The 21,036-nt window shown below is 64.1% G+C and carries 14 protein-coding genes and 4 tRNA genes; 1 reads left to right on the top strand and 17 read right to left on the bottom strand.

The features are described 5' to 3' along the window. Window positions 1-20: 20 nt before the first annotated feature. The 4 genes from fusA to recQ all read right to left on the bottom strand — a co-directional run bounded on the left by fusA (window position 21) and on the right by recQ (window position 5,586). On the bottom strand, window positions 21-2,129 hold the full coding sequence (gene fusA / locus M1D55_RS10565) for an elongation factor G (RefSeq protein ID WP_006576503.1): 2,109 nt from the start codon (window positions 2,127-2,129) through the stop codon (window positions 21-23). A gap of 119 nt (window positions 2,130-2,248) precedes the next feature. After that, entirely contained in the window at window positions 2,249-2,719 is a 471-nt protein-coding gene (gene rpsG, locus M1D55_RS10560) for a 30S ribosomal protein S7 (protein ID WP_006576502.1), read from the bottom strand. 200 nt (window positions 2,720-2,919) lie between these two features. After that, a complete protein-coding gene (gene rpsL, locus M1D55_RS10555) occupies window positions 2,920-3,297 on the bottom strand; it encodes a 30S ribosomal protein S12 (RefSeq protein ID WP_006576501.1) in 378 nt (125 codons plus the stop codon). Window positions 3,298-3,726: 429 nt separating this feature from the next. Continuing rightward, window positions 3,727-5,586 carry a DNA helicase RecQ gene (recQ, locus tag M1D55_RS10550; RefSeq protein ID WP_006576500.1) on the bottom strand — a complete coding sequence of 620 codons (1,860 nt, stop codon included), beginning with the start codon at window positions 5,584-5,586 and terminating at the stop codon, window positions 3,727-3,729. Between the two features lie 388 nt (window positions 5,587-5,974). Here recQ and M1D55_RS10545 point away from each other — a divergent pair, with 388 nt between their 5' ends. Beyond that, window positions 5,975-6,403, top strand: coding sequence for a hypothetical protein (locus M1D55_RS10545; RefSeq protein WP_456282146.1), 429 nt, complete (start codon window positions 5,975-5,977; stop codon window positions 6,401-6,403). A gap of 144 nt (window positions 6,404-6,547) precedes the next feature. Here the strand turns inward: M1D55_RS10545 and rpoC are convergent, their stop codons facing one another. From rpoC to M1D55_RS10480, 13 genes are all read right to left on the bottom strand, one after another. Next, window positions 6,548-10,798: a DNA-directed RNA polymerase subunit beta' gene (gene rpoC / locus M1D55_RS10540; protein ID WP_006576498.1), complete on the bottom strand. Its 4,251-nt coding sequence runs from the start codon at window positions 10,796-10,798 to the stop codon at window positions 6,548-6,550. A gap of 108 nt (window positions 10,799-10,906) precedes the next feature. Beyond that, window positions 10,907-15,013 carry a DNA-directed RNA polymerase subunit beta gene (gene rpoB / locus M1D55_RS10535; RefSeq protein WP_023264957.1) on the bottom strand — a complete coding sequence of 1,369 codons (4,107 nt, stop codon included), beginning with the start codon at window positions 15,011-15,013 and terminating at the stop codon, window positions 10,907-10,909. A 407-nt stretch (window positions 15,014-15,420) separates the two neighbouring features. Then, window positions 15,421-15,798, bottom strand: a complete 378-nt coding sequence (gene rplL, locus M1D55_RS10530; RefSeq protein ID WP_006576497.1) for a 50S ribosomal protein L7/L12 — start codon at window positions 15,796-15,798, stop codon at window positions 15,421-15,423. A gap of 58 nt (window positions 15,799-15,856) precedes the next feature. Further along, complete coding sequence (gene rplJ / locus M1D55_RS10525; protein ID WP_023264956.1) at window positions 15,857-16,375, bottom strand: 50S ribosomal protein L10; 519 nt, start codon at window positions 16,373-16,375, stop codon at window positions 15,857-15,859. 406 nt (window positions 16,376-16,781) lie between these two features. Next, window positions 16,782-17,477, bottom strand: a complete 696-nt coding sequence (gene rplA / locus M1D55_RS10520) for a 50S ribosomal protein L1 (protein WP_023264955.1) — start codon at window positions 17,475-17,477, stop codon at window positions 16,782-16,784. Further along, window positions 17,478-17,909 (bottom strand): 50S ribosomal protein L11, encoded by a 432-nt coding sequence (rplK, locus tag M1D55_RS10515; protein WP_006576495.1) that lies wholly within the window; start codon window positions 17,907-17,909, stop codon window positions 17,478-17,480. Between the two features lie 179 nt (window positions 17,910-18,088). Next, a complete protein-coding gene (gene nusG, locus M1D55_RS10510) occupies window positions 18,089-18,667 on the bottom strand; it encodes a transcription termination/antitermination protein NusG (RefSeq protein ID WP_006576494.1) in 579 nt (192 codons plus the stop codon). A gap of 10 nt (window positions 18,668-18,677) precedes the next feature. Beyond that, window positions 18,678-19,058, bottom strand: coding sequence for a preprotein translocase subunit SecE (gene secE, locus M1D55_RS10505; protein ID WP_006576493.1), 381 nt, complete (start codon window positions 19,056-19,058; stop codon window positions 18,678-18,680). A gap of 70 nt (window positions 19,059-19,128) precedes the next feature. Beyond that, window positions 19,129-19,204 (bottom strand) — tRNA-Trp (locus tag M1D55_RS10500). A gap of 82 nt (window positions 19,205-19,286) precedes the next feature. Then, window positions 19,287-20,477: an elongation factor Tu gene (gene tuf / locus M1D55_RS10495; RefSeq protein WP_053822680.1), complete on the bottom strand. Its 1,191-nt coding sequence runs from the start codon at window positions 20,475-20,477 to the stop codon at window positions 19,287-19,289. 43 nt (window positions 20,478-20,520) lie between these two features. Beyond that, window positions 20,521-20,595, bottom strand: a tRNA-Thr gene (locus tag M1D55_RS10490). Window positions 20,596-20,627: 32 nt separating this feature from the next. Continuing rightward, window positions 20,628-20,701: transfer RNA gene (locus M1D55_RS10485), tRNA-Gly, on the bottom strand. A gap of 52 nt (window positions 20,702-20,753) precedes the next feature. Next, window positions 20,754-20,839 (bottom strand) — tRNA-Tyr (locus M1D55_RS10480). Window positions 20,840-21,036: the final 197 nt, after the last annotated feature.

Below are 21,036 nucleotides of genomic sequence, written 5' to 3'. Positions count from 1 at the left end.
CGCGGCGGCATACAGCCTGTTTACTTGCCCTTGGCCGCCATCACTGCTTCGGCGATGTTCTTCGGTGCCTCGGCGTAGTGCTTGAATTCCATGGTGTAGGTGGCGCGGCCTTGCGTGGCCGAGCGCAGCGCGGTCGAATAACCGAACATTTCCGACAGCGGGACTTCGGCCTTGATGATCTTGCCGCCGCCCACCATGTCGTCCATGCCCTGCACGATGCCGCGGCGGGACGACAGGTCGCCCATCACGGTACCGGTGTAGTCTTCCGGCGTTTCCACTTCCACGGCCATCATCGGCTCGAGCAGAACCGGGCTGGCCTTGCGCATGGCTTCCTTGAACGCCATCGAACCGGCCATGCGGAACGCGTTTTCGTTCGAGTCCACGTCGTGGTACGAACCGAACGTCAGCGTGACCTTCACGTCCACCACCGGGAAGCCCGCCAGAATACCGGCCTGCAGCGTGTCGACGATGCCCTTCTCGACCGCCGGGATGTATTCGCGAGGAATCACACCGCCCTTGATGGCGTCGATGAACTCGAAGCCCTTGCCCGGCTCCTGCGGTTCCAGCGTGATCACGGCGTGGCCGTACTGGCCGCGGCCGCCCGATTGCTTGACGAACTTGCCTTCGACGTCCTCGGCCTTCTTGCGGATGGTTTCGCGGTAGGCCACCTGCGGCGCGCCGATATTGGCTTCCACGCCGAATTCGCGCTTCATGCGGTCGACCAGAATTTCGAGGTGCAGCTCGCCCATGCCCGAAATGATGGTCTGGCCCGATTCTTCATCGGTACGCACGCGGAACGACGGATCTTCGGCGGCCAGGCGGTTCAGGGCGATGCCCATCTTTTCCTGGTCGGCCTTGGTCTTCGGCTCGACGGCCTGCGAGATCACCGGCTCGGGGAACACCATGCGCTCGAGCACGATCGGTGCCGACGGATCGCACAGCGTGTCGCCCGTGGTGGCATCCTTCAAGCCCACCGCGGCGGCGATGTCGCCGGCCAGCACTTCCTTGATTTCTTCGCGCTGGTTGGCGTGCATCTGCAGAATACGGCCCAGACGCTCCTTCTTCTGCTTCACCGGGTTGTACACGGTGTCGCCCGAATTGATCTTGCCCGAGTAGACGCGGAAGAAGATCAGCTGGCCGACGAACGGGTCGGTCATGATCTTGAACGCCAGCGCCGAGAACTTCTCGTTGTCGTCGGCCTTGCGCTCGAGCTTCTTCTCGTCGTCGCTTTCGTCCACGCCCTTGACCGGCGGAATATCGACCGGCGACGGCAGGAAGTCGATCACGGCGTCGAGCATGCGCTGCACGCCCTTGTTCTTGAACGCGGTGCCGCACAGCATCGGCTGGATTTCGCAGGCGATGGTACGGTCACGCAGCGCCTTGACGATCTCTTCGCGGGTCAGCTCTTCGCCGCCCAGGTACTTTTCCATCAGCTCTTCGCTGGCTTCGGCGGCGGACTCGACCATCTTCTCGCGCCATTCGTCAGCGGTCGCCTGCAGCTCGGCCGGGATGTCCTTGTATTCGAACTTCACGCCCTGGCTGGCTTCGTCCCAGATGATCGCCTTCATTTCCAGCAGGTCGATCACGCCCTGGAAGCCGTCTTCAGCGCCGATCGGCACCACCACGGGCACCGGATTGGCCTTCAGGCGGGTCTTCAGCTGCTCGTAGACCTTGAAGAAGTTGGCGCCGGTACGGTCCATCTTGTTGACGAACGCCAGACGCGGCACGCCGTACTTGTTGGCCTGACGCCAGACGGTTTCGGACTGCGGCTGCACGCCGCCCACGGCGCAGTACACCATGCAGGCACCGTCCAGCACGCGCATGGAACGCTCCACCTCGATGGTGAAGTCCACGTGGCCCGGGGTGTCGATGATGTTGAAGCGGTGCTCGGGGTAGTTGCCGGCCATGCCCTTCCAGAAGGCGGTGGTCGCAGCCGAGGTGATCGTGATGCCACGCTCCTGTTCCTGCTCCATCCAGTCCATCGTGGCGGCGCCGTCGTGCACTTCACCGATCTTGTGGTTCACACCGGTGTAGAACAGGATGCGCTCGGTGGTGGTGGTTTTACCCGCGTCAATGTGAGCCGAGATACCGATGTTGCGGTAACGCTCGATGGGAGTCTTACGAGCCACTTTAATCCTCTAATTCGTCAGTGAGGCGCCGGCATCTCTTGGCCTACGCCCCTAACACAAACGGGCGAGATGTGTAAAAACACAGCCCGCCCGGCAACCAACTGCGAATCCCGCGCGCTTTAGAAGCGGAAGTGCGAGAACGCCTTGTTGGCTTCGGCCATGCGGTGCACTTCGTCGCGCTTCTTCATCGCGCCACCACGGCCTTCCGCGGCTTCGAGCAGCTCACCTGCCAGGCGCAGCGCCATCGACTTCTCGCTGCGTTTCTTCGCGGCCTCGCGCAGCCAACGCATCGCCAATGCCAAACGACGCGACGGACGGACTTCGACCGGAACCTGATAGTTGGCGCCACCGACGCGGCGGCTCTTCACTTCCACCACCGGCTTCACGTTGTTGATTGCAACGGAGAACACTTCGATGGGGGCCTTGCCTGCCTTCTTTTCGATCTGGTCGAACGCGCCATATACGATGCGCTCGGCAACCGACTTCTTGCCGTCCAGCATCAGCACGTTCATGAACTTGGCAACTTCGACGTTACCGAACTTCGGATCAGGCAGGATTTCCCGCTTGGGGACTTCACGACGACGTGGCATCTTCTTTCCTTTGGATTCAGTTGAGTGCGGGGTCTTCCGCGCTCCGGCCACCAACTAGCTTGCCTTCCGCTCTGGGCGCGGCAAATTCGCCGGGTGGACCACTTACTCGACGGCACGGCGCAGCAAATGGGCCGTTGTACCGCCGCTTGTTGACAGCAACATGACGCTGCGCGCCAGCCACCATCGCTTGTGTTGCAGGCTTAGGCAGCCTTCGGACGCTTCGCGCCGTACTTCGAACGCGCTTGCTTGCGGTCCTTGACGCCTTGCAGGTCGAGCGAACCGCGCACGATGTGGTAACGCACACCCGGCAAGTCCTTGACACGACCACCGCGGATCAGCACGACCGAGTGTTCCTGCAGGTTGTGGCCTTCACCGCCGATATACGAGATGACCTCGAAACCGTTGGTCAGACGCACCTTGGCGACCTTACGCAGTGCCGAGTTCGGCTTCTTCGGCGTGGTGGTGTACACACGGGTGCACACGCCACGGCGTTGGGGGCAGTTCTCAAGCGCCGGGCTCTTGCTCTTGATGACTTCAGAGACGCGCGGCTTGCGAACCAGTTGGTTGATAGTTGGCATTGTTCAATCCAGCTTGGTTTTACAAAAAAACACCGCTTCGGCGACGAACCGGCGGCACGCCCGCAAGCGCGACGACGATCGACGAAACGGTAGGACGGGTTTTGGGCGGGAGCAGATGAGCAGAACGCTCTGGGACGGGACTGTGTGAACAACCAGACTTGCCAAAGAGCGCGAGCTCGCCTGGGATCCCGCTGGGCCGGCCAGGCCAGGGATGACCTGTCTGCCGGGGCGATCGCCGGACACTGGGTGCCACCAAACGACGCGCGAGCGAAATCCGAAGCCAAAAACTCGAATCCGGCATGCTAGCAGCACACCGATCAACGGTCAAGCGGTTTACCTGGGGCAGATCGCTTGATGAGACGGCCGCGCCCGGCAGTTTCGTTCAGGCCCTCCGGGGGGCCGGCAACCTGCCTGCGGCGAGGTCGCAGCTCATGCTTTCTGCAGCACTTCCAGCAGCTCGTCGCCATAGCGCTCCAGCTTGGCCGCGCCGATGCCCGGCACCTCGGCCAGCTCCGCCATGCTGTCGGGCGCGCTGCGCGCCAGTTCGGCCAGCGTTGCGTCGTGGAAGATCACGTAGGCCGGCACGCCGTGCTCGCGCGCCGTCTCGGTGCGCCAGCGGCGCAGCGCCTCCCAGTTGGCCAGCTGCTGCTCGTCCATCTGGGCGGTATGGTCGACCCGGTTGCCACGCCCCGCCCCTCCCCTCTCGCCGCGTTCGCCGCGCGCCGGCTTGCTGACCTGGCGGCGCAGCGTGATGCTGGTCTCGCCCTTGAGCACCGCCCGCGCCGATTCGCCCAGCAGCAGCGCGCCGTGGCCGCCATGGTCGATCACCAGCAGGCCGTGCGCGATCAGCTGCCGGAAGATCGCATGCCATTCGGACACCGACCGGTCGGCGCCGATGCCGAAGGTCGACACCTTGTCGTGGCCCCATTGCCGGATCTTCTCGGTCGCGTTGCCGCGCAGCACGTCGATCAGATGGGTAGCGCCGAAGTGCACGCGACTCGCCTGCGCGGTGCGGTAGACGCAGGACAGCGCCATCTGCGCCTCGCGCGTGCCGTCCCAGGTCGCCGGCGGCTCCAGGCAGGTATCGCAGTTGCCGCAGGGCTCGCTGGTCTCGCCGAAATACGCGAGGATGCGCACGCGGCGGCAGCCGGCGGTCTCGCACAGGCCCAGCAGCGCGTCGAGCTTGGCCGACGACACGCGCTTGTGCGTTTCGTCGGCCTCCGACTCGTCGATCATCCGCTTCTGCTGCACCACGTCGCCCAGGCCATAGGCCATCCAGGCGTTCGCCGGCAGGCCGTCGCGGCCGGCCCGGCCTGTCTCCTGGTAATAGCCTTCCATGCTCTTGGGCAGGTCGAGGTGGGCGACGAAGCGGACGTCCGGCTTGTCGATGCCCATGCCGAAGGCAATCGTCGCGACCATCACCAGCCCTTCCTCGTCGCGAAAGCGCGCCTGGTGCTGCTGCCGCACGGCGGCCTCCATGCCGGCGTGGTACGGCAGCGCGTTGATGCCGTGGCCGCGCAGCCAGTCGGCGGTCTCCTCGACCTTGCGGCGCGACAGGCAGTAGACGATGCCGCTGTCATGGGTGCCGTCCGCGGCCATGTGCTCGGCCTTGATGAAGGCCAGCAGCTGCTGGCGCGCGTTGTCCTTCTCGACGATGCGATAGCGGATATTGGGACGATCGAAGCTCGACAGGAAGACACGCGCGTCGTCCAGCGCCAGGCGCTCGACGATTTCCTGCCGCGTCACGTCGTCCGCGGTCGCGGTCAGCGCGATGCGCGGGACTTGCGGGAAGCGTTCGTGCAGCACCGACAGCTGGATGTATTCCGGCCGGAAGTCGTGGCCCCACTGCGAGACGCAGTGCGCCTCGTCGATCGCGAACAGGCCCACGCGCGTGCGGTCCAGCAGGTCCTGGAAGCGCGGCGTCATCAGCCGTTCCGGCGCGACGTACAGGATCTCGAGGCGGCCGGCCAGCAGGTCGCGCTCGACCGCCGACGCCTGCGCGCCGGTCAGCGTGGAGTTCAGCACCGCGGCGCGCACGCCGGCTTCGGTCAGCGCCGCGACCTGGTCCTGCATCAGCGCGATCAGCGGCGATACCACGATGCCGACGCCATGGCCGGCGCGTTGGCGCAGCAGCGCCGGAATCTGATAACACAGCGACTTGCCGCCGCCGGTTGGCATCAGCACCAGGCAGTCGCCGCCTTCGGCCACGTGCTCGATGATTTCCGCCTGGCGGCCACGGAAGGCGTGATAGCCGAAAACATCCTTCAGAATCGCCAGGGCAGCAGACATAGGAACAGCGGGGAACGGGCAACGTATCGGAAAGGCGTAACCATACCACCGCACTGGCTCCCGATCCCTTCGAATCGTGACGAAGCCCGCCATCGCGCCCACGGCATCACGGCCGGCGCGCGTGCAAGCCCGAACGCCGCTGCCATGTCGATGCGGCGAGTGGAATCAGGTCCTGGCCGTATCACACGGGAAGGCCGTCGATTTGCGGTTTTCGTCGAGTCCTTGTGTGTCGCACGACGACTGGTTCGAGAACCCCAAACCGGCTCCGGAAACCGCAAGACAACGCGCCGTTTCGGCAACGAAGATCTGCCTCGTCCCATCGTTGTGCACGCAACGAAGACGACGATCAGAACCATCGCAGTCTTTTGAAGTTTCCTGGAGCTTTACCATGCTTGTATCCCCCGTCTCCCATCCCCAACCCGCGGTCCAGCCGCTCGCCGCGCCGGCGCAGGCATCGGACGTCGTCGGCGCCGCCGAGGCCAAGTCGGTCAACGCCAGCGGCGACCTGGACCTGTTCGCCGCCGCGACGTTCTATCGCGAACAGGCCAATGAACTGGCCAGGCTGTCGCAGCAAAGCGGCAACTACGAAACCCTGACGCTCAGCGATTCGGAGATCAAGTCGCTGCGCAACGCCGGCGTCCCGATCGACGCCTTCCTGAAGCAATATGGCCAGAAGCTGGGCTCGCGCGAGTTCGGCATGCTGTCCGACCTGATCATGAAGACGCTGGAGAAGCCGGGCGGCTTCGCCTCCAGCGACACCGTGTCGCCAACCGCGGCCACCGCCGCGGTCACCATCGCCGCGCGTGCCTACGTCTGAAGCGGCTCACGCCGTGTTGTGTACAGACTGTCGCCGCCTCTGACGATGGGCGAAAAAAAGCCCGGTGCGATCTCTCGCACCGGGCTTTTTCGCTACTGCGCTACAGCGGCGCTACAGCGGCGTTACAGCGTTACCGCATCGGCCTCAGACCGCCGGGTTGTCCCCGCCGTTCTCGGTGGTGGCATGCACCTCCGACGGCTCCATGAACAGCGACTGCTCTTCGTCGGAGATCGCCTGGGCGCGTTCGCGCTCGGCCGCCTCGCGCGCCTTGCGGGCGCGGTGGTAGGCCAGGCCCGTACCGGCCGGGATCAGGCGGCCCACGATCACGTTTTCCTTCAGACCACGCAGGTCGTCGGTCTTGCCCATGATCGCGGCCTCGGTCAGCACGCGCGTCGTTTCCTGGAACGATGCCGCCGAGATGAAGCTGTCGGTCGACAGCGACGCCTTGGTGATACCGAGCAGCAGGTTCTCGTAGGTCGCCGGACGCTTGCCTTCCGCGATCACGCGGTCGTTTTCGTCCAGCAGCTCCGAGCGCTCCACCTGTTCACCCGGGATGAACTTGGTGTCGCCGACATCGACGATCTGCACGCGGCGCAGCATCTGACGCACGATCACTTCGATGTGCTTGTCGTTGATCTTCACGCCCTGCAGACGGTAGACGTCCTGCACTTCGTCGACGATGTAGTGCGCCAGTTCCTCGATGCCCTTCAGGCGCAGGATGTCGTGCGGATCCGCCGGACCCTCGACGATCATCTCGCCCTTGTTCACCACCTGGCCGTCGTGGACCAGCACCTGCTTTTCCTTGGCGATCAGGAACTCGTGCGCATTGCCGTCGAGGTCGGTGATGACCAGACGCTGCTTGCCCTTGGTGTCCTTGCCGAACGACACGGTACCGGTGACTTCCGCCAGCACGGCGGCGTCCTTCGGCGAACGCGCTTCGAACAGCTCGGCCACGCGCGGCAGACCACCGGTAATGTCGCGGGTCTTCTGCGACTCGGTCGGGATACGCGCCAGCACTTCACCGACGTGCACCTGCTGACCGTCCTTGACGGTGATCAGCGCGCCGACCTGGAAGCCGATGGTCACGGAGTGGTCCGTGCCCGGAATCTTGACTTCCTGGCCGTTGGCGTCGAGCAGCTTCACCTGCGGGCGCAGGCCCTTGGTAGCAGCCGTACGGCGCTTGGCGTCGATCACGACCAGCGTCGACAGACCGGTGACCTCGTCCATCTGCTTGGCGACGGTCACGCCTTCCTCGACGTTCTCGAACTTGATCGTGCCCGAGTACTCCGACACGATCGGGCGCGTCAGCGCGTCCCAGGTCGCCAGTTGCGTGCCCGCCTTGATCGCCTGGCCGTCCTGCACCAGCAGCGTGGCGCCGTACGGAATCTTGTGGCGCTCGCGCTCGCGGCCGTGGTCGTCGGTGATCAGCGCCTCGCCCGAACGCGAGATCACGATCAGTTCGCCCTTGGCGTTGGTCACATAGCGCATCGTCGCGGTGAAGCGCACCGTACCGGTGGCCTTCGCTTCGACGCTCGAGGCGACCGCCGCACGCGATGCCGCACCACCGATGTGGAACGTCCGCATCGTCAGCTGCGTACCCGGCTCGCCGATCGACTGCGCGGCGATCACGCCGACCGCCTCGCCGGTGTTGACCAGCGTGCCGCGGCCCAGATCGCGGCCATAGCACTTGGCGCACAGGCCGTAGCGCGTGTCGCACGACAGCGGGGTACGGACCTTGACCTCGTCGACGCCGATCTGGTCGATCAGGTCGACCAGGTCTTCGTCGAGCAGCGTGCCAGCCTCGATCGCCGTTTCCTGCGTCTCGGGGTTGACGACGTCCGACACCGTCACGCGGCCCAGGATACGGTCGCGCAGCGCTTCGATGACTTCACCGCCCTCGACCAGCGCCTTCATGGCGACGCCGTTGGTGGTGCCGCAATCCTCCTCGACCACCACCAGATCCTGCGTCACGTCGACCAGACGACGGGTCAGGTAACCCGAGTTCGCGGTCTTCAGCGCGGTATCGGCCAGGCCCTTACGCGCACCGTGGGTCGAGATGAAGTACTGCAGAACGTTCAGGCCTTCGCGGAAGTTCGCGGTAATCGGCGTCTCGATGATCGAGCCGTCCGGCTTGGCCATCAGGCCACGCATACCGGCCAGCTGACGGATCTGCGCCGCGGAACCCCGTGCGCCCGAGTCGGCCATCATGTAGATGGAGTTGAACGACTCCTGCTTGACGGTGTTGCCGTTGCGGTCGACCACGTCCTCGTGCTGCAGCTGCTCCATCATCGCCTTGCCGACCTGGTCGCCGGCGGCGCCCCAGATGTCCACGACGTTGTTGTAGCGCTCCTGGTCCGTCACCAGACCCGACATGTACTGCTTGTCGTATTCCTTCACCTTGGCCGCGGCGTCGGCGATGATCCTTTCCTTCTGCGGCGGCACCAGCATGTCGTCGATCGCGATCGAGATACCGGCGCGCGTAGCCAGGCGGAAGCCCGACTGCAGCAGCTTGTCGGCGAAGATCACCGTCTCGCGCAGGCCGCACTTGCGGAATGCGGTGTTGATCAGGCGCGAGATTTCCTTCTTCTTCAGCGGCTTGTTCAGCACCGAGAACGGCAGGCCCTTCGGCAGGATCTCGGACAGGATCGCGCGGCCGACCGTGGTGGCCTGCAGCGTGATCTTCGGCGCGAAGCGCGCGTCGCCCTCGGCGTCCTTGTCGACCAGCTCATACTCGGTGATGCGCACGTTCACGCGCGAAGCCAGTTCGACTTCCTTGTTCTCGTAGGCGCGGATCACCTCGCTGACGTCGGCGAAGGTCATGCCCTCGCCCTTGCCGTTGATCTTGTCGCGGGTGGTGTAGTACAGGCCCAGCACCACGTCCTGCGACGGCACGATCGACGGGTCGCCGTTGGCCGGGAACAGCACGTTGTTCGACGCCAGCATCAGCGTGCGGGCTTCCATCTGCGCTTCCAGCGACAGCGGCACGTGGACGGCCATCTGGTCGCCGTCGAAGTCGGCGTTGAACGCCGCGCAGACGAGCGGATGCAGCTGGATCGCCTTGCCTTCGATCAGCACCGGCTCGAAGGCCTGGATGCCCAGGCGGTGCAGCGTCGGCGCGCGGTTCAGCATCACCGGGTGCTCGCGGATGACCTCTTCGAGGATGTCCCACACGACCGGCGTCTGGCTTTCGACTTCCTTCTTGGCCGCCTTGATGGTGGTGGCGATGCCCATCGTTTCCAGCTTGTGGAAGATGAAGGGCTTGAACAGCTCCAGCGCCATCAGCTTGGGCAGGCCGCACTGGTGCAGCTTCAGCGTCGGGCCGACCACGATGACCGAACGGCCCGAGTAGTCGACGCGCTTGCCCAGCAGGTTCTGACGGAAACGACCGCCCTTGCCCTTGATCATCTCTGCCAGCGACTTCAGCGGACGCTTGTTGGCGCCGGTCATCGCCTTGCCGCGACGGCCGTTGTCCAGCAGCGAGTCGACCGCTTCCTGCAGCATGCGCTTTTCGTTGCGCACGATGATTTCAGGGGCCTTCAGCTCGAGCAGGCGCTTCAACCGGTTGTTGCGGTTGATCACGCGGCGATACAGGTCGTTCAGGTCCGAGGTCGCGAAGCGGCCGCCGTCCAGCGGCACCAGCGGACGCAGTTCGGGCGGCAGCACCGGCAGCACTTCGAGGATCATCCACTCGGGCTTGATGCCCGAACGCTGGAAGGCCTCGAGCACCTTCAGGCGCTTGGCGTACTTCTTGATCTTGGCTTCGGAACCGGTGGCCTGCAGCTCGGCGCGGATCTGTTCGATCTGCTTCTCGATGTCGATGCCGCGCAGCAGTTCACGGATGCCCTCGGCACCCATCATCGCGACGAATTCGCCCTCGCCGTACTCCTCGCACTTCGCGATGTAGTCGTCCTCGGACATGATCTGGCTCTTTTTGAGCGGGGTCATGCCGGGCTCGAGCACCACGAACGCTTCGAAATACAGCACGCGCTCGATGTCGCGCAGCGTCATGTCGAGCACCATGCCCAGACGCGACGGCAGCGACTTCAGGAACCAGATGTGCGCGGTCGGCGCGGCCAGTTCGATATGGCCCATGCGCTCGCGGCGCACCTTCGCCAGCGTCACTTCGACGCCGCACTTCTCGCAGATCACGCCGCGGTGCTTCAGGCGCTTGTACTTGCCGCACAGGCACTCGTAGTCCTTGATCGGACCGAAGATCTTGGCGCAGAACAGACCGTCGCGCTCGGGCTTGAACGTGCGGTAGTTGATGGTTTCCGGCTTCTTGACTTCGCCGTACGACCACGAGCGGATCTTCTCGGGCGAGGCCAGACCGATCTTGATCGCGTCGAACTGCTCTTCCTGCTGAACCTGCTTAAAGAGATCGAGCAATGCTTTCATTGCAACTCCTTGTTTCGCCGCCGGCCCGAGGTAACGGGCCGCCGGCATTCATCCTGTGGGAAATCCGCCGGAGACGGCTTCACTGCCGTCTCCGTTTCGATCTGTCGATCAATAGCGATCCAGATCGATATCGATACCCAGCGAGCGGATTTCCTTCACCAGCACGTTGAACGACTCCGGCATGCCGGCATCGATCGAGTGCTCGCCCTTGACGATGTTCTCGTACACCTTGGTACGGCCGTTCACGTCGTCGGACTTGACCGTCAGCATTTCCTGCAGCACGTAGGAGGCGCCATACGCTTCCAGCGCCCACACTTCCATTTCGCCGAAACGCTGGCCGCCGAACTGCGCCTTGCCGCCCAGCGGCTGCTGGGTGACCAGCGAGTACGGGCCGGTCGAGCGGGCGTGCATCTTGTCGTCGACCAGGTGGTGCAGCTTGAGCATGTGCATCACACCCAGCGTGACCGGACGCTCGAACGCTTCGCCGGTGCGGCCGTCGTACAGCGTGACCTGCTGCTTGGACGCCGTCAGGCCCTTCTCCTTGGCCACCTCGTCCGGATACGCCAGATCCAGCATGCGGCGGATTTCGGCCTCGTGCGCGCCGTCGAACACCGGGGTCGCGAAGGGCACGCCCTTCTTCAGGTTGTTCGCCAGCTCCAGCACTTCGGCGTCCGACAGGCTGTCGAGGTCTTCGGCCTTGCCGCTCTCGTTGTAGATCTGAGCGAGCAGGGCGCGCAGTTCCTGCGCCTTGGCCTGTGCCTTGAGCATGTCGCCGATGCGCTGGCCCAGACCGCGCGCGGCCCAGCCCAGGTGGGTCTCGAGAATCTGACCCACGTTCATCCGCGACGGCACGCCGAGCGGGTTCAGCACGATGTCGGCAGGCGTGCCGTCGGCCATGTAGGGCATGTCTTCGATCGGCACGATCTTCGACACCACGCCCTTGTTGCCGTGACGGCCGGCCATCTTGTCGCCAGGCTGCAGGCGGCGCTTGACGGCCAGGTACACCTTGACCATCTTGATCACGCCCGGGGGCAGCTCGTCGCCCTGGGTCAGCTTCTTGCGCTTTTCCTCGAAGGCCAGGTCGAACTCGTGGCGCTTCTGCTCGATCGCTTCCTTGACCGCCTCGAGCTGGGCCGCGACTTCCTCGTCGGCCGGACGGATGTCGAACCAGTGGTACTTGTCCAGATCGTCCAGGTACTCCTTGGTCAGCTTCGCGCCCTTGGCCAGCTTCTTCGGACCGCCGTTGACGGTCTTGTCGATCAGCAGACGTTCCAGACGCTGGAAGGCGTCGCCCTCGACGATACGCAGCTGGTCGTTCAGGTCCAGGCGATAGCGCTTCAGTTCGTCGTCGATGATCGACTGCGCGCGCTTGTCGCGGGTCACGCCCTCACGGGTGAAGACCTGCACGTCGATCACGATGCCGCTCATGCCCGAGGGCACGCGCAGCGAGGTGTCCTTCACGTCGGACGCCTTCTCGCCGAAGATCGCGCGCAGCAGCTTCTCTTCCGGCGTCAGCTGGGTCTCGCCCTTGGGCGTGACCTTGCCGACCAGCACGTCGCCGGCTTCGACCTCGGCACCGATGTAGGTGATGCCGGACTCGTCCAGACGGGCCAGTTGCGCTTCGGCCAGGTTCGAGATGTCGCGCGTGATTTCCTCGGGTCCGAGCTTGGTGTCGCGGGCGACGACCGACAGCTCCTCGATGTGGATCGAGGTGTAGCGGTCTTCGGCAACGACGCGTTCCGAGATCAGGATCGAGTCTTCGAAGTTGTAGCCGTTCCAGGGCATGAACGCGACCAGCATGTTCTGGCCGAGCGCGAGCTCGCCCAGGTCGGTCGAGGCGCCATCGGCAATCACGTCGCCGCGGGCCACGTGGTCGCCCACCTTGACCATCGGACGCTGGTTGATGTTCGTGTTCTGGTTCGAACGCGTGTACTTGATCAGGTTGTAGATGTCCACGCCGACTTCGCCGGCCACGGCTTCATCGTCGTTGACGCGGATCACGATACGGTTCGCGTCGACATAGTCAACCACGCCGCCACGGGTCGCCTGCACGGCGGTGCCCGAGTCGACCGCGACGGTGCGCTCGATGCCGGTGCCGACCAGCGGCTTGTCCGGACGCAGGCAGGGCACGGCCTGACGCTGCATGTTCGCGCCCATCAGCGCACGGTTCGCGTCATCGTGCTCGAGGAACGGCACCAGCGAGGCTGCCGCCGACACGATCTGCGACGGCGCGACGTCGATGTACTGCACGCGGTCCGGCGTGACCATGCGAGTCTCGCGCTCGCTGCCTTCACGGGCCGACACCAGTTCGTCGATCAGGTTGCCGTCGGCATCGACCGTCGCGTTGGCCTGCGCCACCACGTACTTGCCTTCCTCGATCGCCGACAGGTAGTCGACCTGGTCGGTCAGCTTGCCGTTCTCGACCTTGCGGTACGGCGTTTCGAGGAAGCCGTACTCGTTCAGGCGGGCGTACAGCGCCAGCGAGTTGATCAGACCGATGTTCGGACCTTCCGGCGTTTCGATCGGGCACACGCGGCCATAGTGGGTCGGGTGCACGTCGCGGACTTCGAAGCCCGCGCGTTCGCGCGTCAGACCGCCCGGGCCCAGCGCGGACACTCGGCGCTTGTGCGTGATCTCGGACAGCGGGTTGGTCTGGTCCATGAACTGCGACAGCTGCGACGAACCGAAGAACTCGCGGATCGCCGACGAGATCGGCTTCGAGTTGATCAGGTCGTGCGGCATCAGGTTCTCGGTCTCGGCCTGGCCCAGACGTTCCTTGACGGCGCGCTCCACGCGCGACAGGCCGGCGCGGAACTGGTTCTCGGCCAGTTCGCCGACGCAACGCACGCGGCGGTTGCCCAGGTGGTCGATGTCGTCGACTTCACCCTTGCCGTTGCGCAGGTTGACCAGGATCTTGATGGTCTCGAGGATGTCCTCGTCCTGCAGCACCATGCTGCCCTCGCCGCTCGGGCGGCCCAGGCGGCTGTTGACCTTCATGCGGCCGACGCGCGACAGGTCGTACGACTCTTCGCTGTAGAACAGGCGCTGGAACAGCGCTTCGACGGCGTCCTCGGTGGGCGGCTCGCCCGGGCGCATCATCCGGTAGATCGCGATACGGGCCGCGGTCTGGTCGGCGGTGTCGTCGGTGCGCAGGGTCTGCGAGATGTACGGACCCTGATCCAGATCGTTGGTGTACAGCGTCTGGATCTGCTTGACGCCGGCTTCGCGCAGCGACTCGAGCAGCGTTTCGGTCAGCTCGTCGTTGGCATTGGCGATCACCTCGCCGGTATCCGGGTCGATGATGTTCTTGGCCAGCACGCGGCCCAGCAGATAGTCTTCCGGCACGCTGATCAGCTTGGTGCCGGCGGACTCCAGGTCACGGATGTGCTTGGCGTTGATCCGCTTGTCCTTCTCGACCACGACACGGCCGTTCTTGTCGGCGATGTCGAAGCGCGCGACTTCACCGCGCAGGCGCTCGGGCACGAACTCGAGCTGCGCGCCTTCGGCCTGCAGCGTGAAGTTGTCGAACACGAAGAAGTGCGCGAGGATCTGTTCCGGCGTCAGGCCGATCGACTTGAGCAGGATCGTCACCGGCATCTTGCGGCGGCGGTCGACCCGGAAGTACAGGATGTCCTTCGGGTCGAACTCGAAGTCCAGCCACGAGCCGCGGTACGGAATGATCCGTGCCGAGAACAGCAGCTTGCCCGAGCTGTGCGTCTTGCCCTTGTCGTGCTCGAAGAACACGCCCGGCGAACGGTGCAGCTGCGAGACGATCACGCGCTCGGTGCCGTTGATCACGAACGAGCCGGTCGAGGTCATGAGCGGAATCTCGCCCATGTAGACTTCCTGCTCCTTGACCTCCTTGACCTTGCCCGGATTCTCGCGATCGTTGATGATCAGGCGAACCTTGGCGCGCAGGGCCGAGTGGAAGGTCAGGCCACGCTGCTGACATTCCTTGACGTCGAACGGCGGGTTGGACAGGTGGTACGAAACGAACTCCATACGGGCGAGCCCGTTATGGGAGACGATGGGGAAAATTGCGTTGAAGGCCGCTTGCAGGCCTTCGCTCTTGCGACGCGCGGGTGGCGTATCCGCTTGCAAGAACTGGGTGTACGATTCGATCTGGGTGGCTAGCAGGAATGGAACCTGGTGAACCGTCGCGCGCTTCGCAAAGCTTTTGCGAATGCGCTTCTTTTCGGTGAAGCTGTACGCCATGGGATCTCCGAATCATCGCAGGGCTGGCTGGACCTGACCGGCGCCTGAGGTGTTCAGCGACTGGGAGGGGATTTGGCGGTTGGCCGCTACCAACCTCTGGCTGACGGTGTCCGCACGCTGCGAACCGGCGCCATCATCCACACGCGCCGGTCCGGGGAACACCCGACCAAACTTGTCTTCTGCAGTCGGTTCAGAAGACAAACATCAGCAGCAACCGCTTAGTGTGCCACTGATGTTTGGCCTCTGCTGCGGCCCCGAGGTTCACCCCGACGCCGAGTAGGCACTACATCACTTTACGCTCGGATGGGTGGCCAATAAAACACACATCACAGAAGCGCAAAAAGGCTGGCGCCGGGATTTCCCCTTTGCCAGCCCCATTCGCGTGCCGGAGGGCACGCGAGTACCACTTACTTGACTTCGACCTTCGCGCCGGCTTCTTCCAGCTTCTTCTTAGCTTCGTCGGCGGTAGCCTTGTCCACGCCTTCCTTGACGGGCTTCGGTGCGCCATCGACCAGGTCCTTGGCTTCCTTCAGGCCCAGGCCGGTGATTTCGCGAACTGCCTTGATGACGCCGACCTTGTTCGCGCCGACTTCGGCCAGCACGACGTTGAATTCGGTCTTCTCTTCAGCAGCAGCGCCAGCGCCACCAGCGCCCGGAGCGGCGGCCACGGCCATCGCTGCGGCGGACACGCCAAACTTCTCTTCGAACGCCTTGACCAGGTCGTTCAGTTCCATCACGGACATCGCGCCAACGGCTTCGAGGATGTCGTCTTTGGTGATTGCCATTTGGAAATACTCCTAGATTTGATTCGGTATCGGTATTGCGATCGGGACGAGCCTGGCCTTAGGCCGCGGCGCCTTCCTCGGCGGGGGCACCTTCGCTCTTCTTCTCGGCCAGCGCGGCCAGCAGGCGGGCAAAGCCCGACACCGGCGCTTGCATGACGCCAAGCAGCTGAGCAATCAGTTGGTCGCGGCTCGGGATCGAAGCCAGCGCCTTGACGGCGTTGACATCGAGCACCTTGCCGTCGAACGAACCGGCGCGCAGGACCAGCTTGTCGTTGGTCTTGGCGAAGTCGTTCAGAACCTTGGCCGAGGCCACTGCATCTTCGGAAATCCCGTAGATCAGCGGACCGGTCAGTTGCTCCGCGAGCGCGGCAAACGGCGTACCTTCCACGGCGCGGCGAGCCAGCGTGTTCTTCAGAACGCGCAGGTAGACGCCTTGCTCGCGGGCGGTGGCACGCAGCTTGGTCAGATCGCCAACCGTGATGCCGCGATATTCGGCCACGACGATGGTCTGGGCTTTGGCGACTTGCGCCGACACCTCAGCAACGACGGCCTTCTTATCTTCAATATTGAGTGGCACGGTTAAGCTCCAAAACGATGCGCGGCACTCCGGCGACGGAGCACGTTGCATCAGTCCAAACGAACGGCGTCCGATTGGCCCGAATCACCCGGGGATCTCGCCCCGGACCATTCCAACCTTCGGGTTCGCCATCTACGCTGGCGGGCAGGCTGCCGTCACCTTGCTGCCGTGTACGGTCCCACCGATTAAGGCCATGCGCAGCTTGCGCGCGAACATGACCGCCAGCGGTCTTTGATAACCAGCGGGACCGGCGGCTGGCGCCGGCACCACTGCCCAAAGCCTTTCTGTGGCCCGCCGTGGCGGGCCGGTCCCGGCGCGGGGCCGGAACCTCGAATGCTTTGCCGACCGGTGTTATCGGGTCCGGTCGGCAGACTGGCCAGCATGTGGCCAGCGTATTTCCAATCGCTTAGGCGGCCAGCGAAGTCTGGTCGACGCGAACGCCCACGCCCATGGTCGACGAGACCGCGATCTTGCGCAGGTAGACGCCCTTGCTGGTGGCCGGCTTGGCCTTGACCAGCGCGTCGATCAGCGCGGACAGGTTGCTCTTGAGCGCGGCGTCCTCGAACGACCGGCGGCCGATGGTCGCGTGGATGATACCGGCCTTGTCGACACGGAACTGGACCTGACCGGCCTTGGCGTTCTTGACGGCCTGGGCCACGTCGGGGGTCACGGTACCGACCTTCGGGTTCGGCATCAGGCCGCGCGGACCGAGGATCTGGCCCAGCGTACCGACGATGCGCATCGTGTCCGGCGAAGCGATCACGACGTCGAAGTTCAGGTTGCCCGCCTTGACTTGCTCGGCCAGGTCTTCCATGCCAACCACGTCGGCGCCGGCGGCCTTGGCCGCTTCGGCCTTGTCGCCCTGGGCGAAGACCGCCACGCGAACCGACTTGCCGGTACCGGCGGGCAGCACCACCGAGCCACGAACCACCTGGTCCGACTTCTTGGCGTCGATGCCCAGTTGCACGGCGACGTCGATCGACTCGTCGAACTTGGCCGACGCGCATTCCTTGACCAGGCCCAGCGCCTCGTCGATCGGGTAGAACTTGGTGCGTTCGATCTTGGCCTTGTTGGCCGCTACGCGCTTCGAAACCTTAGCCATTTACAGACCCTCCACGGTGATACCCATCGAGCGGGCCGAGCCGGCGATGGTGCGCACTGCCGCGTCCAGATCGGCGGCGGTCAGGTCGGCGTTCTTGGCCTTGGCGATGTCTTCAGCCTGGGCGCGGGTGATCTTGCCAACCTTGTCGGTGTGCGGCTTGGCCGAACCCTTGGTGATGCCGGCAGCCTTCTTGATCAGCACGGTGGCCGGCGGCGACTTCATCACGAAGGTGAAGCTCTTGTCGGCGAAGGCGGTGATCACCACCGGCACCGGCAGGCCGGGTTCCATACCCTGGGTCTGCGCGTTGAACGCCTTGCAGAACTCCATGATGTTCAGGCCGCGCTGACCCAGTGCCGGGCCCACGGGCGGGGAGGGGTTCGCTTTACCAGCCGGGATCTGCAGCTTGATAAAGCCAATAATCTTCTTGGCCATCTTTACTCCAATCCGGACCGCTGTACGTTGGGCAGTCGGTCCTGTTGAGTCGTAACGCGCTGTCGCCGTCCGCCTGTGGCGGGATCGGCCTCACGCTCCTCTTGTGCCCCTTGCGGAGCGTCGCCGGTCGCACTGCCGAAGGCGGCGCGGCCCTGCGAATCCTGTAGCAAGCAGATCGATCAGACCTTCTCGACCTGGCCGAACTCGAGCTCGACCGGGGTCGCGCGGCCGAAGATGGTCACCGAGACGCGCAGGCGCGACTTCTCGTAATTGACCTCTTCCACGTTGCCGTTGAAGTCGGTGAACGGGCCGTCCTTGACGCGCACCATTTCGCCCACCTCGAACAGCGTCTTGGGCCGCGGCTTCTCGACGCCTTCCTGCATCTGCGTCATGATCTTGTCGACTTCCTTCTGGGAAATCGGACTCGGACGGTTGCGCGCGCCGCCGACGAAGCCGGTGACCTTGCTGGTGTTCTTGACCAGGTGCCACGTCTCGTCGGTCATCTCCATTTCCACGAGCACGTAGCCCGGGAAGAAGCGCCGCTCGGTCACCGAACGCTGACCGCCCTTCATTTCGATCACCTCTTCGGACGGCACCAGAATGCGTCCGAACTTGTCCTGCATCTCCGCGCGCTCGATGCGTTCCTGCAGTGCGCGCTGCACGCTCTTCTCCATGCCGGAGTAAGCGTGGACCACGTACCAGCGCTTCTTCGAAGGCGGCTGCGTAGGAGTGGATTCCTGCTTTGCGTCGTCCGTCATGTCCTTTCCCTTATTTCCAGCCCAGCACGAGGGAGAAGATCACCCACTCGATCAGTTTGTCGGCCGACCACAAGAACAGCGCCATCACGACCACGAAGACGAACACCAGGCCCGTCATCTGTCCGGCTTCCTTGCGGGTCGGCCACACCACCTTGCGGACTTCCCGGTACGATTCCCTGGCGAATCCCACGAATTCCTTGCCCGGCGCGGACACCAGCGCGACGATCACGCCGAGCGCGATGCCGGCGAACAGCGCGGCGCCGCGCACGTAGCCAGGCTGCTGCGCCAGCGCGTAGAAACCGATCACGCCGGCCACCACGAGCAGCACGGCCACGCCCAGCAGCCACTTGCCACTGGAGGTGTTGACGGTTTCGACGTTGGGATTGGCCATGTTTCGCAAACGAGACTAAGCCGCGTCACGATGGATCCTTCGTGGATCCGCCCGACGCGGCTGATTGAATTGGCAGGGGCAGAGGGAATCGAACCCCCAACCTTCGGTTTTGGAGACCGACGCTCTGCCAGTTGAGCTATACCCCTAAAACAACTTTGGGGTCGGCTGGAGCCAACCCCACTGGCGGCAAACGCGGCCGGTTGGTGCCGCGCTTGCTGTCGTGACTGCTTAGTCCAGGATCTTGGCGACGACGCCGGCGCCGACGGTGCGGCCGCCTTCACGGATGGCGAAGCGCAGGCCTTCTTCCATCGCGATCGGGGCGATCAGCTTGACGGTGATCGACACGTTGTCGCCCGGCATGACCATTTCCTTGTCCTTCGGCAGCTCGATCGAGCCGGTCACGTCGGTCGTACGGAAATAGAACTGCGGACGGTAGTTGTTGAAGAACGGGGTGTGACGGCCGCCTTCGTCCTTCGACAGGATGTACACCTCGCCGGTGAAGTGCGTGTGCGGCTTGATCGAACCCGGCTTGCACAGCACCTGGCCGCGCTCGACGTCTTCACGCTTGGTGCCGCGCAGCAGCAGACCGACGTTGTCGCCAGCCTGGCCCTGGTCCAGCAGCTTGCGGAACATTTCCACGCCGGTGCAGGTGGTCTTGACCGTCGGGCGGATACCGACGATTTCGATTTCCTCGCCGACCTTGATCACGCCACGCTCGATACGGCCGGTCACCACGGTACCGCGGCCCGAGATCGAGAACACGTCTTCGACCGGCATCAGGAACGTACCGTCCACGGCGCGCTCCGGCGTCGGGATGTAGGTGTCCAGCGCCTCGGCCAGGCGCATGATCGCCTCTTCGCCCAGGTCGCCCTTGTCGCCTTCGAGCGCCAGCTTGGCCGAACCCTTGATGATCGGGGTGTCGTCGCCGGGGAACTCGTACTTCGACAGCAGCTCGCGCACTTCCATTTCCACCAGCTCGAGCAGCTCGGCGTCGTCCACCATGTCGCACTTGTTCAGGAACACGATGATGTACGGCACGCCGACCTGACGGGCCAGCAGGATGTGCTCGCGCGTCTGCGGCATCGGGCCGTCAGCGGCCGAGCACACCAGGATCGCGCCGTCCATCTGCGCGGCGCCCGTGATCATGTTCTTGACGTAGTCCGCGTGGCCCGGGCAGTCAACGTGCGCGTAGTGGCGGTTGGCCGTCTCGTACTCGACGTGCGCGGTGTTGATGGTAATACCGCGTGCCTTCTCTTCCGGCGCCGCATCGATTTCGTCGTACTTCTTGGCGGCACCGCCGAACTTCGAAGCCAGCACCGTCGCAATCGCCGCCGTCAGCGTCGTCTTGCCGTGGTCAACGTGACCAATCGTACCAACGTTCACGTGCGGCTTAGTCCGCTCGAACTTTTCCTTTGCCATTTCGCGACTCCTGTCTCGGTAGCGATATTGCCAGTGCGGTATTTGGTGCCCATGGGCAGGATCGAACTGCCGACCTCTCCCTTACCAAGGGAGTGCTCTACCACTGAGCCACATGGGCGAAACTTGATGACTGCGTTGCAGCAATCCTGCTGGAGCGGGTGAAGGGAATCGAACCCTCGTCGTAAGCTTGGAAGGCTTCTGCTCTACCATTGAGCTACACCCGCCCGGGTTACTTCACTTCACCGACATTGCCGGAACTGCTGCTGCATTGCATTCTGGTGGAGAGGGTTGGATTCGAACCAACGTAGGCGTAAGCCAACAGATTTACAGTCTGCCCCCTTTAGCCACTCGGGCACCTCTCCGCAGAGAACTTGCGATTATGGTGTAATCGCCCCCGCCTGTCAAGCGCTTTCCGGCTACTTTGCAAGGAAAACGGCTTGTTCGATCGTCGGCGGGATCGGGCTGCGGCGGCCCGTGGCGAACCATCTTCGCGGACATCGGAAACGATGTCCTCTCACCCTATAGGGGCCCGCGAAACCGTCCTGGATCGCCCCGGAGG

The organism is Cupriavidus sp. JZ107, from assembly GCF_053903255.1.
The sequence above is the reverse complement of the archived record's forward strand: the minus strand, read 5'-3'. Positions and strand labels throughout refer to the sequence as shown.

Excerpts from the sequence above, each read along its gene's own strand:
- rplA (WP_023264955.1), bottom strand. The coding sequence starts at position 17,477 with ATGGCTAAGGTTTCGAAGCGCGTAGCGGCCAACAAGGCCAAGATCGAA.
- rpoC (WP_006576498.1), bottom strand. The coding sequence starts at position 10,798 with ATGAAAGCATTGCTCGATCTCTTTAAGCAGGTTCAGCAGGAAGAGCAG.
- secE (WP_006576493.1), bottom strand. The coding sequence starts at position 19,058 with ATGGCCAATCCCAACGTCGAAACCGTCAACACCTCCAGTGGCAAGTGG.
- rpoB (WP_023264957.1), bottom strand. The coding sequence starts at position 15,013 with ATGGCGTACAGCTTCACCGAAAAGAAGCGCATTCGCAAAAGCTTTGCG.
- recQ (WP_006576500.1), bottom strand. The coding sequence starts at position 5,586 with ATGTCTGCTGCCCTGGCGATTCTGAAGGATGTTTTCGGCTATCACGCC.
- tuf (WP_053822680.1), bottom strand. The coding sequence starts at position 20,477 with ATGGCAAAGGAAAAGTTCGAGCGGACTAAGCCGCACGTGAACGTTGGT.
- rpsL (WP_006576501.1), bottom strand. The coding sequence starts at position 3,297 with ATGCCAACTATCAACCAACTGGTTCGCAAGCCGCGCGTCTCTGAAGTC.
- M1D55_RS10545 (WP_456282146.1), top strand. The coding sequence starts at position 5,975 with ATGCTTGTATCCCCCGTCTCCCATCCCCAACCCGCGGTCCAGCCGCTC.
- rplL (WP_006576497.1), bottom strand. The coding sequence starts at position 15,798 with ATGGCAATCACCAAAGACGACATCCTCGAAGCCGTTGGCGCGATGTCC.
- rplK (WP_006576495.1), bottom strand. The coding sequence starts at position 17,909 with ATGGCCAAGAAGATTATTGGCTTTATCAAGCTGCAGATCCCGGCTGGT.
- nusG (WP_006576494.1), bottom strand. The coding sequence starts at position 18,667 with ATGACGGACGACGCAAAGCAGGAATCCACTCCTACGCAGCCGCCTTCG.
- rpsG (WP_006576502.1), bottom strand. The coding sequence starts at position 2,719 with ATGCCACGTCGTCGTGAAGTCCCCAAGCGGGAAATCCTGCCTGATCCG.